Origin of the sequence: Stieleria magnilauensis (genome assembly GCA_007753675.1) — a bacterium.
Taxonomy (GTDB): Bacteria; Planctomycetota; Planctomycetia; order Pirellulales; family Pirellulaceae; genus Stieleria; species Stieleria magnilauensis.
Window position 1 is genome coordinate 6,881,448 of sequence record CP036432.1, and the last position, 13,872, is coordinate 6,895,319.

At 55.5% G+C, this 13,872-nt stretch carries 9 protein-coding genes; all 9 read left to right on the top strand.

Going from position 1 to position 13,872, the window contains the following annotated elements; all coding sequences use genetic code 11:
• Positions 1 to 71 precede the first annotated feature (71 nt).
• Positions 72 to 1,310 (top strand): RHS repeat-associated core domain-containing protein, encoded by a 1,239-nt coding sequence (locus TBK1r_RS24630; protein WP_145216899.1) that lies wholly within the window; start codon positions 72 to 74, stop codon positions 1,308 to 1,310.
• A complete protein-coding gene (locus tag TBK1r_RS24635) occupies positions 1,261 to 2,424 on the top strand; it encodes an ISAs1 family transposase (protein ID WP_145207505.1) in 1,164 nt (387 codons plus the stop codon). Before TBK1r_RS24630 ends, TBK1r_RS24635 begins: the two co-directional genes overlap by 50 nt.
• A 70-nt stretch (positions 2,425 to 2,494) precedes the next feature.
• Complete coding sequence (locus TBK1r_RS39075) at positions 2,495 to 3,052, top strand: hypothetical protein (RefSeq protein ID WP_419580355.1); 558 nt, start codon at positions 2,495 to 2,497, stop codon at positions 3,050 to 3,052.
• 15 nt (positions 3,053 to 3,067) lie between these two features.
• Positions 3,068 to 4,239 (top strand): IS3 family transposase gene (locus TBK1r_RS24645; protein WP_145207848.1). Its coding sequence is split into 2 segments (ribosomal slippage): positions 3,068 to 3,317 and positions 3,317 to 4,239, totalling 1,173 coding nucleotides; the frame shifts between segments, so codons are not numbered across the junction.
• A 1,233-nt stretch (positions 4,240 to 5,472) separates the two neighbouring features.
• Entirely contained in the window at positions 5,473 to 7,518 is a 2,046-nt protein-coding gene (locus tag TBK1r_RS24650; protein ID WP_419580356.1) for a hypothetical protein, read from the top strand.
• Positions 7,519 to 7,809: 291 nt separating this feature from the next.
• Positions 7,810 to 8,790 (top strand): site-specific tyrosine recombinase XerC, encoded by a 981-nt coding sequence (gene xerC, locus TBK1r_RS24655; RefSeq protein WP_145211896.1) that lies wholly within the window; start codon positions 7,810 to 7,812, stop codon positions 8,788 to 8,790.
• A gap of 25 nt (positions 8,791 to 8,815) precedes the next feature.
• Complete coding sequence (locus tag TBK1r_RS24660; protein ID WP_145216905.1) at positions 8,816 to 9,985, top strand: RHS repeat domain-containing protein; 1,170 nt, start codon at positions 8,816 to 8,818, stop codon at positions 9,983 to 9,985.
• 65 nt (positions 9,986 to 10,050) lie between these two features.
• Complete coding sequence (locus tag TBK1r_RS24665) at positions 10,051 to 10,440, top strand: hypothetical protein (protein WP_145216908.1); 390 nt, start codon at positions 10,051 to 10,053, stop codon at positions 10,438 to 10,440.
• 1,111 nt (positions 10,441 to 11,551) lie between these two features.
• A complete protein-coding gene (locus TBK1r_RS24670; protein WP_419580357.1) occupies positions 11,552 to 13,597 on the top strand; it encodes a hypothetical protein in 2,046 nt (681 codons plus the stop codon).
• The last annotated feature ends 275 nt before the right edge of the window (positions 13,598 to 13,872 follow it).

A 13,872-nucleotide genomic window follows, 5' to 3' on the forward strand; every position in this document is an offset into this window, starting at 1 on the left:
CAGCGATCGGCAATCTCCGCGACGGCTGGGACGACAACAAAAACAAGACCAGTGAGAGTATCACCGGAACGATGAGTGGCGACGACGAAGACCGTTGGGTTAGCTGGGAACGCGACGACGGCACGACGGTCAGCATCGATGTCAAAAATGGCCAGCAAACGATCACAGACGACACCTCCGGCACGGCAGCGACCAGCCCGACATACACCACCGTCTACGCGAGCCACATCGACGAACCGGTCGTGCGTGACGCCACCGGCGGCTTGCAATACTACCATCGCGGCCAACAGTACAGTGTTACGGCGCTGACCGATTCAACAGGCACGATCAAGGAACAGTACGCGTATGATGCCTATGGCAATCTCTCGATCTTCGATTCAAGCGGAACTGCGCGTACGAGCAGTGCCGAAGGCAACCGCTACGCGTACACCGGACGCGAGTACGACGACGTTCTCGATCTGTATCATTACCGCGCCCGCATGTACGACTCGATCGCCGGCCGATTCTGCTCCAGAGACCAAATAGGGTACTACGACGGGATGAATCTGGTTCAATATGGTCATGGACGTCCCACAATTGCCGTTGACTACACCGGATACGAGGGAGTCATGACAAGTGACTGTGGTAGCACGGAGATAACTAGCACGTTCGGCCCAACATTTGTTTCAGGGATGCCGTGGAGCAATGGACCTGCGGACGGAGGTTTCGCGGTAACGGTTCCAGATATCGACATGGACTGCAATTGCTCACCGTGCTGTAGTGATGGAAAGTTTTACGTAAGCAGTATTTCGTTTTCCATTACCATGACGATCTTTATCGATGTTGCGAAAATATTGGAGTACAACCGGACGCGAACGCCCCCCGCGCCGCCGCTAACGCTTGAGGGAATCTATGGTCATGAACAGCAGCACGTGATGAACATGAGCTTCTGGTGGGCAACGGAAGGCAGTTCCCAAATTGGCGATGCACTTTCAGGATTGGGGAATGGCGAGTTCTCTCCAATCATTAGTACCGAGGCCGGGTGTGAGGCGTCTTGCCTTGACTTTAAGGACGCCCTGAGAAGTATCGTTGTCACTGCGTACCTTTCGCAGACTCACACCGCTCCGAACCCGCCACCCTTCCCGCAACCACGTGTTCCCAGCCCACCCTTAGGCCCCACGACGATCGCACCAAAATCTGGTTTCAGTATTCGTCGAAGCCTTGCCTCAGTGAACCCCTCTGCCAATAAATTCAGCCAGACTGGTTTTTCACTGCCCTGTTATGGAGATGGCAATGGCTTCCCAAATCGATGTGTTTCACGAGTGTTTTGATCAGGTCGGCGACCCGCGAGTCGCAGGCCGGACAATCCATCCACTTAACTCGATTCTGTTTTTGGTTGTCTCGGCGGTCATCGCAGGCGCGGACGGACCTGATGAGATCGAAAGCTTCGGTGGTGAGAAACTGGATTGGCTATCCAAATTCGCCGACTTTGATGCCGGCATTCCGTCTCACGATACCATCACGCGAGTGTTGTCCCTGATCAAACCAGCCGAGTTTCAGAAGGCGCTGCTTCAATGGCACGCTCATCTCTGCGAGATTAATTGGGATCACGCCAGCAAGGACGACAATCGTCCCGTTCACGTTGCGATCGATGGCAAGACGGTGCGCGGATCCTATACCGATGCGGAGAAATCTGATGCGATTCATATCGTCAGTGCCTGGGCGACCGCAAATGGTGTCACGCTTGGGCAAACCGAGGTCGACTCAAAGTCCAACGAAATCACGGCAATTCCCGAATTGCTCGATCTAATCGACTTACGCAATTCGATCGTGACGCTCGATGCCATGGGATGCCAAAAGTCGATTGCTGAAAAGATCGTCGAGGGAGGTGGCGACTATCTGTTCGCTGTCAAAGACAACCATCCCAAGCTCTGTGCTGCCATCGCCGATCACTTTGAGATGGCCCATAACGATGGGCTCACAGCCCACGGTGTTCGGGCAATGACGACCACAGGAAAGCAGGCCGCGCGTGAAGAGGAACGCTTCTATGCGACCTGCCCAATTCCAAAAGCACTTCGCGAACTGACCGACCAGTGGAAAGGAGCAAAAAGTATCTGCCAAGCGAATACTTGCACGACTCGTGGTGACCGGCAATCAAGCGATGTTCGCTACTACATTTCGAGCCGACCGGCGCGGGTGCATGAATTCTCAAATTGTGCTCGTAGCCATTGGAGTATAGAGAGCATGCACTGGGTCCTCGATGTCGTGTTTCATGAGGACTCCAGTCGGCTCCGAACCAAGAACGCGACATCGAACATGAGCTTTGCTCGTCGGTTTGTGACGACGCTTCTCAAGCGAGACACTCGGAAGAAGAGCCTCAGGCGGAAGCGAAAAATCGCTGGCTGGAACAGCGAATTCCTCGAGAAACTCCTGTTTGCAGCCTAATTTTGGTGCGATCGTCGTGCCTTAGGCCCCTCTCCAATGCCACCTCACCCGATACCGTTTGTTCCTGGAGATGATGATGTTGAAGTGCTTTATTAATTGGGCAGATCCAGCGGTCCGTTTTGTCGCCTTGTTGGTGTTGGCTCTTGGAGTAGCGGTCATCTTAGAGCGACAAATTGAGGCAGAACCGGGAGAATCAACAAGTCCGAACGCAATTCCACCGCGCATGCTTGAAGGGCTTTTTGACAAAAAGCTGCCAGTAGGTGGAATGGCAGGCTACTCTGGGAAGATCTACAAATCTGAAAATGCGGGTGACTTTTTTACCTACTCTTCGGTAGTTCTCAACAAAGACTGTGCTGTTGTTTTTGTTTACAGGTCTGCCCAATCGAGGCCCATGGAAAAGTTAACTGAAGCAAAGAACCTTCACGAGCTTTATCGACACTCGGTGCTGCGTCAGCGTGATATGCATTCCGACTGGCAGATGAGACGAGCCGGAAGCTATCGCCTTCCCCTGAGGAAGGAATCAAGGGTTTCGGGTACCGAAAGTCAAAGCACAAACGAATCGAATGGGCCAGGTTGGAATTGCCCACGAAAAGTTGACAGTGGATTGGCAGATGTCAGACTTCTCTGACAGGAGAACCGATTCATGGACAAGCGTCGAAAATTCAGCCGAGAATTCAAACTGGCCGCCGTCAAGAAAGTGATGGAACAAGGACTGTCGTATACCGTTGTCGCCCGAGACCTTGGCGTTGGCGATAACCTGATCCGCAATTGGAAGAAGTCTTTCGAGGAAGATGGGACTCTCGCAGACGGGGTCGCTGGTAATCAGTCGGTTGAAGCTGAACTCAAACGACTGCGTGAAGAGAACCGGCAGCTCAAAATGGAGCGAGACATTTTAAAAAAAGCGACGGCGTTCTTTGCGAAAGAAAGCAACTGAGGCTGCAGTTTATCGGCGAACATCGCGATCGATGGCCGATCGCGGTCCTCTGTCGAGTCCTGGAAGTGACGCGTGCGGCATACTACCGGTTTGTCGCCCGTGATCCTAGCGAAACCAAAGTCAAAGAAATGCAGGTCACTCAGGCCATCCACGAAATCCGGTTGGAGAATCACTTCGATTCCTACGGAAGTCCGCGGATGCATCGTGAGGTCATTAAGCAAGGCATCCAGTGCTGCCGAAACACCGTAGCCAAATACATGCAGAAGGCCGGAATCCAGGCGAATCGGCGGACTAAGTTCCGAATATCGACAACCGATTCCAATCACGATCAGCCGATCGCCCCCAATCGACTCAACCAAGATTTCTCGACAGAAGACATCAATCAAGTCTGGCTTACCGACATCACCTACATCCCTACAAAAGAAGGATTCACCTACCTGTGCGCGTTTGTCGACCTGCATTCACGAAAGATCATCGGATGGAAAACCAGTCGTAAGATCGATTCCGAGCTGGTGATTGAATCGCTCGATCAAGCGATCGCGTTTCGTTCCCCAAGTGCGGGGTTGATCGTCCACAGCGATCGCGGTTCTCAGTATGCGAGCGCAGCGTTTCGACGCCGGTTGGCCGAACGTGAACTTGTTCAGAGCATGAGTCGCCGCGGGAACTGCTACGACAACGCACCGATGGAATCTTTCTTCAAGAGCTACAAGACCGAGGAAGTCCAAGAAGTCTACGGCACCCATGAACACGCCACACGCGGCGTGTCAGAATACATCGAACAATTTTACAACCCTCGCCGCTTGCACTCGTCACTGGACTACCGAAGTCCAATCGACTTTGAGCAAGCGATTACCAGAACGTCACTCGTTGGTGAAACCTGATCCATCAGGGCTCGCTATTTACCTTCCCGTTAAGATCGGTCCACTGTCAACTTTTCGTGGGCAATTCCAGGTTTCTTAGATGAGTAACCGATGCGATTAAAATTCGCACAGCGCCACCGCAAGGCGGCGTTCTCTTTCTGTCGGCGGACGATTGACGTGATCACAGGACTGAGCCGACTTCCGCCGCAATGGATGGCCCACCTGCCTCACTACGCTTGGCGGTTACGATGACCGCCTGCTGTCTTCGGCACGATGCCGGACCTCGCACCATCCGGCACGAAAGAACGCCGAAGGCACGGCGGGTAGGATGCCCGTCGACTGAAACCCGTCGGGGACAGGATGTCCGTCGGAGAACGATGGCAGGGAGCGGGAAGCAAGAAAGGGAGACACGGAGAGGGGGAGACAAGGAGAGTGGGAGTGATGATGGTCGTGGAGTAATCGAGCGGGCCATCGTTCGGCGACCGGAGTGAGGGAGGGATCGACCGAGCGGAGCCGACGGTCGACGGAGGTGGTGACAGCGACCGAAGGATGAGGGTAGCGCCGAGCGCAGCGAGCACCACCGACGCCGAGGGCGGAGCCCGATGAGAACAGTGCGAGGCAGGATGCCGAGCTCGATATCAAGAAGGGCGAAAGTGACCGCGACGAGCGACAGCGACGTAAGCCGGGAACGAGACGCTCGGTCAACCTTCAACCGACAGCTTGTCTGTTCGGCCAAAGCCCTCAGCGAATCACCGACAGGCTCCCCGGCAGTCACGGGCGCATCAATCTCCGGCGCACGCGACTTCACGCAAAAGGCCGACGCCTCACTCTTCCCATACGTTTTTTGGCTTTCGCCGATTTCGGACTGACGCCGTCACCCGTGACCGTCCGGTGGCAGTCCGAGAGAAGGCGAGAGTCAAAAAACCAAAGTGCGATCGTTAACACCAAGTGCGTTGACTTTAACGATTGATCCCGAAGCGGTTTTCTACTTTCGCAGCGGTTGGCCGATCGACACGCTTGACAGTGAGCGGAAGCTGTCGCGTCATGGAGGGCCGGCCGATCCGTGAGCCCCTGAGCCACGTTTCACCATCGCACCGTCAAGGCTCTCGACCGCCAACGACAGCCGACAGGTGCGCAGCTTTCGCGGACCCGACCGGCAAACCGCCGACACCTCTCCCCGCGATCTCTACCAGATTCAAAGCACCCAGCATGGGCCGGGCCACCGGTCTGCGCGCACCCAACGGAGCCGACACAATGAACGAAGACTTCCTCAACGCGATCATCGAAAACCCATTCAAGGCTGTCGCCGAATTCTATGCTTCATGCTTGAAGGAAAGCGAGCGAGCCATGGCGTACGTCAATGACGAACTTCATCTCACCAACGAACAAGCGACCGAACAACAAGTCGGATTTGCCGATCGAACACTCGGCAAGCAGATCCCGCAGCGACGTATCAAGCGTGGTCGTGAAGTCCGCGACGCGCTCGTCAACGCCGGCCTCTACAAGGCCAACGGACGAGAAATAATGCGTGGCCGTGTCACGGTTTCGATCACCGACAACGAAGGCAGCATCGTCGGCTTGCGTGGCTACAAGATCGATGCGCATGCAAGCGGTCCCGACGTGATCGTTGTTGGCGAAGAAGTCAAGACACTGTCCACGAATCACACCAATGACACGAATGAAGACAGTGCCACCGACACCAAGCCTAAGCCGACAACCCAAGACGAGAACGAACTGATCATCGAAGACAATCAAATCATCTTCATCCGCGATGATCGCCGCTATCGCATTCGCGGTCTTGAAAAGAACAAGTCGACGCTGACACTCAAGGTCAACCTGATGGCTTCGCGCGATGACCTCGTTCACATGGACACGCTTGATCTTGTCAAGGCCCGATCACGAACGTCGTTTATCAAGGCTACCGCGACGGAACTCTACACCGATGCGGACATCATCAAAAAAGACATTGGCACGTTGCTGCTGAAACTCGAAGCGTTGCAGTCCGATCGCATCGCGGCGTTGAAACAACCGACACGCGTCGAAGTGGAGCTCAGCGATGAAGAACAACGCGAAGCGTTGGGTCTGCTTCGCTCGCCCAACCTGCTCGAACGCATCGTTGCCGACATGGATGCCTGCGGGATCGTCGGCGAATCCACCAACAAGCTCGCCGGCTATCTGGCCGCGACCAGCCGCAAGCTTGCCAAACCACTCGCCATTGTGATCCAGTCATCATCCAGTGCCGGCAAGACATCGCTGATGGACGCGGTGCTTTCGATGATGCCAAGCGAAGACGTCAACCGCTTCAGCGGCATGACCGGTCAGTCGTTGTTCTACCTTGACAGCGACAGCATCAAACACAAGATCCTAGCCATCGCCGAAGACGAAGGCATCCGTCAAGCATCTTACGCGCTGAAGCTGCTTCAAAGCGAAGGCGAACTGCGTCACGCCACGGTCGGCCGCGGCGAAGATGGCCGCAGTCAAACCCAAGAGCACCACGTCGAAGGCCCCACGCAAATCTTCCTCACGACAACAGCCCTCGACATCGACGAAGAACTGATCAATCGGTGCCTGATCTTGACTGTCGATGAATCGCGCAATCAGACCGACGCGATCCAAAACATCCAACGCGATGCGCGCGCAGCCGTGCTCAGTCAATCCAACGAACTCAAACGCAACATTCGCGAGCTGCATAAAAACGCACAACGACTGATCCGTCCGCTCACGATCGTCAATCCCTACGCGCCCCAGCTGACCTTCGCCAACTACAAAACCAGGCTTCGCCGTGATCACGAAAAGTATCTCACGCTGATCGACACAATCGCCCTGCTGCATCAACACGGCCGCGAAGTCAAAACCGTTGACCACAACGATCAATCGATCGAGTACATTGAAGTCACCCAAAATGACATCGCCGTTGCCAACGGCATCGCGGGTCTGGTTCTCGGGCGCAGCCTTGATGAACTCGCACCACAGACTCGCAATCTACTCGGCCTGCTCAACGACTACGTCACCGACACGGCCAAAGCGAACGCGGTTCCCCGCGACGCAGTCCGCTTCACGCGTCGCGACATCCGTGAAGCAACCGCGATCGGCAACAGCCAATTGAGCATTCACTTAAACCGTCTTGTCGATCTCGAATACGTCCACGTTCATCGCGGCAAAAACGGTCAGCGATACGTCTACGAGCTGCTCTACTGCGGCGAAGGCCGCGAGGGTCAACCGTTTATGATGGGACTGATCGATCCCAGCAAGCTCACCGAACCTGCAACTACAACCAAAACCTTCCGGGCCACCAAGTAAGCTTCCGGCCCTAGCCAAAACCTGCCGCCCTGCTTTCCGGCGGCTTCCACCGACCTTCAACCCGCTTCCGATTCACCCAAGTCGTTGTACCGCAACGACCTAGCCTCTCTGGCGTCAAACCTGATGCCAAAACCTCGCAAGGCCCCCTTATTGAAAGCCTTGTCATAGCTGCATCGCCGCGTTGGTGATGCCGTCTTCTTCGGCCGAGTGACGTTCACCCGACCGCTTTCACCCCGATCGAGCACGCCCGGCTACCGGTGCGCGCCGATCACAACCAAAGGATGCAAATCCATGTCCCAAGTTCCTCTTCCCACCGTCCTGCTGTCTCGCTACTTCAGTTATCTCAAGATGAACAACTGGTCGACCAACACCCTCTCGCGCCGCGACTATGTCTTGAACAAGTTCATTAGCTGGTCAAGCGAACGCGGAATCGACACGGTGACTGAGATCACATCCGATCTACTCGCTGCTTACCGACGTTGGCTTTATCACTATCGCAACGAGCGTACCGGCAAGCCACTCAAGTTCTGCACTCAAGCAAGTTATCTCTCAACGGTCGCGCACTGGCTCGGTTGGCTCAATGAACAAGGCTGGATTGAAACTGACCCATCAACAAATCTCGAACTGCCTAAAGAAGAACAACGCTTACCGTCATCGCATCTGACGATCGATGAAATCGAAGCGCTGCTCAGTTCCGTCGATCTCACAACACCAACCGGTCTTCGCGACCGCGCAATCTTGGAACTGTTATATGCCACCGGCATGCGACGCGCGGAGTTGATCGCACTGAAGCTTGACGACATCAACCACGAGTCTGGTCTTGCCATGATCCGCCAAGGCAAAGGCCGCAAGGACCGCGTGGTCCCCACCGGCAAGCGTGCCCTCCAGTGGCTGATGAAATACCTTCACGACGGCCGTCCTGCGCTGATCGCTGAAGACACGCAAGTGATCTTCTTAACGACCCGCGGCAACGCGTTCCACCCCGTCACGCTCAGTCAGCTCGTCAGAAGCTACCTGACCGCGTCCGGCATCACGAAGCCGGGCAGTTGTCACATGCTTCGTCACACGACGGCCACGCTGATGCTCGAAGGCGGCGCGGATCTGCGTTCGATTCAAACGCTCTTGGGTCACGAGCAGCTCAACACGACGCAAATCTACACCCACGTCTCGATCAAACGCCTCCGCGAAGTCCACGACAAAACCCATCCGGGATCCAAGGACCGACCACCGCAATCAGATCCCAACAAGTCCGACGACAAACCCACCGAGTAGTCGATCGATCCACTACAATATCGGGATGCTCTGTCATCGATCATCCCGCCGCCAAAACCTTCGCCAACGTCTCGCGCGCACCCGCGCGCGAGGCGTGAAACCGTGCGCCGATTTAAATTCAAACCGTAGCTGCAAAACGCTTCGTCAACCAACTTGCTCGCCCGGCAAATCACGCCCTGAAAACGACAGGCCATCTATCAAGTTCACGGTTCGCTATCTCCGCGGCCAACAGTACAGCATCACCGCACTGACCGATTCGAGCGGGGCGATCAAGGAAAGGTACGCGTATGATGCGTATGGTGGGTTGTCGATCTTTGATGGCAGCGGAACTGCACGTACGACGACGGCCGAAGGCAATCGGTATACCTACACGGGTCGCGAGTGGGATGCTGAGCTTACTTTGTATCATTACCGCGCCCGCATGTACGATTCGAGTAGCGGGAGATTCTGTTCGAGAGATCCGATCGGATACGCAGACGGATTCAACCTCTATAGCTGTCATATTGGACTTGCCGAGGTTGATCCTTCAGGCCTTTCCTTCTCAGTCGACTACATTGAAATGCCGCTTGCAGAATACTGGGAGATGGAGGGAACGGATACTTTTGCAAAAACGCGAGCGACAAACTTAACTGGCCTGGACGGCCGGACCATTGGTTGGAGATGGCAAATGCTCGACACCAAGAAAATAAGCAATTGTTGCTATTGCGCAAAAGTTGGAGATCCGCTCACACCCCATCTCCGCGTATCCGTGAAGCTTGCAGGATTTGACCAGCAATGGATGACAAGGCATGGGCATAACGCCATAGAGCGTCATGAACTTCGACGCGTGGCGGCATTCAGGAAAGGGTATAACGAGTATCTCGAACCGATCACGAGATTGTCAACAAAGTGTGGCTGGGTATGTCGAAGTAGTGAGAGCGAAGCCAAAGACGTGCTCGACAAATACATAGGAGAGTTGAGCAAGGCTTCGAGAGATCAGTTCAACAATTACATAGAAACTGCACAAGCAGCAATTGATGTTGAAAACCAAAATATCCGATGGGCCTACCGCAGGGTGGGCGGAACGGGAATAGTCCACTTGAGACAATTGCACAACGGTTTTCGCTTTATCGCGGAGATACCAAAGCCAAAAAAGTTTTCACCTCCAGCTTGCCCTGACAAGGGCGACTGCCATCCGCTGCAAAAAAAGCGGTAGATTTTGCATCAGATTTGCTTTCCGGTGCCTATTGGAACCAGAATACTAAACCCATTACAAAAGGCATGATTCTGAAATACTCGCTTCGATGTCTACTTCTCGTTGTTCTCGGCTTTGCAGTCTTGGCGGTAATCTTCAGAGATTGGAGTGCGGCTGCTGCGTACAATCGATCGGGGCGACGCCAGGACTTTATCGCCGTTGCGAAAATGAGCGGATTCTATAGTGATCTTGAAAACCAGATTGGTCCTCCAAATGCTCAAATTGATAAGGAGTGGCTGTCGCTTTTGAAAAAGGAGCTCGAACGAAATGGAATCGAGGTACTGGATTCCGATAAGTGGAAATTGTACCGATCGCGAGAGAACTCAGTCGACTTCGTTCATATCGTCCATGTGCGTGGAGACGAGATTGTTGGACTGTATGAGCACCGCCCGTCTTCGGAGATCATAGCGGATTAGCGTTCAAAAAGGACAACGCAATCAAAGGGGCCGGGGGGCTGAATCCCGCAATTCAGCGGCGGACGATTGACGTGATCACACGACCGAGCCAACTTCCGCCGCAACGCTTGGCCGCGAAGCTACCCCGGTTGACCGGTCGGACAAAGCTCGCACGCAAAAGAACGCCGAAGGCACGGCGGGTAGGATGCCCGTCGACTGAAACCCGTCGGGGACAGGATGTCCGTCGGAGACCGATGGTAGGAAGCGGGAAGCAAGAGAGGGAGACACGGAGAGGGGGAGACAAGGAGAATGGGAGTGATGATGGTGGTGGAGTAATCGAGCGGGCCATCCTTCGCCGACCGGAGTGAGGGAGGGATCGACCGAGCGGAGCCGACGGTTGACGGAGGTGGTGACAGCGACCGAAGGATGAGGGTAGCGCCGAGCGCGAGCGAGCAGCACCGACGCCGAGGGCGGAGCCCGATCAGAACAGTGCGAGGCAGGATGCCGAGCTCCTTATCAAGAAGGGCGAAAGTGACCGCGACGAGCGACAGCGACGTAAGCCGGGAACGAGACGCTCGGTCAACCTTCAACCGACAGCTTGTCTGTTCGGCCAAAGCCCTCAGCGAATCACCGACAGGCTCCCCGGCAGTCACGGGCGCATCAATCTCCGGCGCACGCGACTTCACGCAAAAGGCCGACGCCTCACTCTTCCCATACGTTTTTTGGCTTTCGCCGATTTCGGACTGACGCCGTCACCCGTGACCGTCCGGTGGCAGTCCGAGAGAAGGCGAGAGTCAAAAAACCAAAGTGCGATCGTTAACACCAAGTGCGTTGACTTTAACGATTGATCCCGAAGCGGTTTTCTACTTTCGCAGCGGTTGGCCGATCGACACGCTTGACAGTGAGCGGAAGCTGTCGCGTCATGGAGGGCCGGCCGATCCGTGAGCCCCTGAGCCACGTTTCACCATCGCACCGTCAAGGCTCTCGACCGCCAACGACAGCCGACAGGTGCGCAGCTTTCGCGGACCCGACCGGCAAACCGCCGACACCTCTCCCCGCGATCTCTACCAGATTCAAAGCACCCAGCATGGGCCGGGCCACCGGTCTGCGCGCACCCAACGGAGCCGACACAATGAACGAAGACTTCCTCAACGCGATCATCGAAAACCCATTCAAGGCTGTCGCCGAATTCTATGCTTCATGCTTGAAGGAAAGCGAGCGAGCCATGGCGTACGTCAATGACGAACTTCATCTCACCAACGAACAAGCGACCGAACAACAAGTCGGATTTGCCGATCGAACACTCGGCAAGCAGATCCCGCAGCGACGTATCAAGCGTGGTCGTGAAGTCCGCGACGCGCTCGTCAACGCCGGCCTCTACAAGGCCAACGGACGAGAAACAATGCGTGGCCGTGTCACGGTTTCGATCACCGACAACGAAGGCAGCATCGTCGGCTTGCGTGGCTACAAGATCGATGCGCATGCAAGCGGTCCCGACGTGATCGTTGTTGGCGAAGAAGTCAAGACACTGTCCACGAATCACACCAATGACACGAATGAAGACAGTGCCACCGACACCAAGCCTAAGCCGACAACCCAAGACGAGAACGAACTGATCATCGAAGACAATCAAATCATCTTCATCCGCGATGATCGCCGCTATCGCATTCGCGGTCTTGAAAAGAACAAGTCGACGCTGACACTCAAGGTCAACCTGATGGCTTCGCGCGATGACCTCGTTCACATGGACACGCTTGATCTTGTCAAGGCCCGATCACGAACGTCGTTTATCAAGGCTACCGCGACGGAACTCTACACCGATGCGGACATCATCAAAAAAGACATTGGCACGTTGCTGCTGAAACTCGAAGCGTTGCAGTCCGATCGCATCGCGGCGTTGAAACAACCGACACGCGTCGAAGTGGAGCTCAGCGATGAAGAACAACGCGAAGCGTTGGGTCTGCTTCGCTCGCCCAACCTGCTCGAACGCATCGTTGCCGACATGGATGCCTGCGGGATCGTCGGCGAATCCACCAACAAGCTCGCCGGCTATCTGGCCGCGACCAGCCGCAAGCTTGCCAAACCACTCGCCATTGTGATCCAGTCATCATCCAGTGCCGGCAAGACATCGCTGATGGACGCGGTGCTTTCGATGATGCCAAGCGAAGACGTCAACCGCTTCAGCGGCATGACCGGTCAGTCGTTGTTCTACCTTGACAGCGACAGCATCAAACACAAGATCCTAGCCATCGCCGAAGACGAAGGCATCCGTCAAGCATCTTACGCGCTGAAGCTGCTTCAAAGCGAAGGCGAACTGCGTCACGCCACGGTCGGCCGCGGCGAAGATGGCCGCAGTCAAACCCAAGAGCACCACGTCGAAGGCCCCACGCAAATCTTCCTCACGACAACAGCCCTCGACATCGACGAAGAACTGATCAATCGGTGCCTGATCTTGACTGTCGATGAATCGCGCAATCAGACCGACGCGATCCAAAACATCCAACGCGATGCGCGCGCAGCCGTGCTCAGTCAATCCAACGAACTCAAACGCAACATTCGCGAGCTGCATAAAAACGCACAACGACTGATCCGTCCGCTCACGATCGTCAATCCCTACGCGCCCCAGCTGACCTTCGCCAACTACAAAACCAGGCTTCGCCGTGATCACGAAAAGTATCTCACGCTGATCGACACAATCGCCCTGCTGCATCAACACGGCCGCGAAGTCAAAACCGTTGACCACAACGATCAATCGATCGAGTACATTGAAGTCACCCAAAATGACATCGCCGTTGCCAACGGCATCGCGGGTCTGGTTCTCGGGCGCAGCCTTGATGAACTCGCACCACAGACTCGCAATCTACTCGGCCTGCTCAACGACTACGTCACCGACACGGCCAAAGCGAACGCGGTTCCCCGCGACGCAGTCCGCTTCACGCGTCGCGACATCCGTGAAGCAACCGCGATCGGCAACAGCCAATTGAGCATTCACTTAAACCGTCTTGTCGATCTCGAATACGTCCACGTTCATCGCGGCAAAAACGGTCAGCGATACGTCTACGAGCTGCTCTACTGCGGCGAAGGCCGCGAGGGTCAACCGTTTATGATGGGACTGATCGATCCCAGCAAGCTCACCGAACCTGCAACTACAACCAAAACCTTCCGGGCCACCAAGTAAGCTTCCGGCCCTAGCCAAAACCTGCCGCCCTGCTTTCCGGCGGCTTCCACCGACCTTCAACCCGCTTCCGATTCACCCAAGTCGTTGTACCGCAACGACCTAGCCTCTCTGGCGTCAAACCTGATGCCAAAACCTCGCAAGGCCCCCTTATTGAAAGCCTTGTCATAGCTGCATCGCCGCGTTGGTGATGCCGTCTTCTTCGGCCGAGTGACGTTCACCCGACCGCTTTCACCCCGATCGAGCACGCCCGGCTACCGGTGCGCGCCGATCACAAC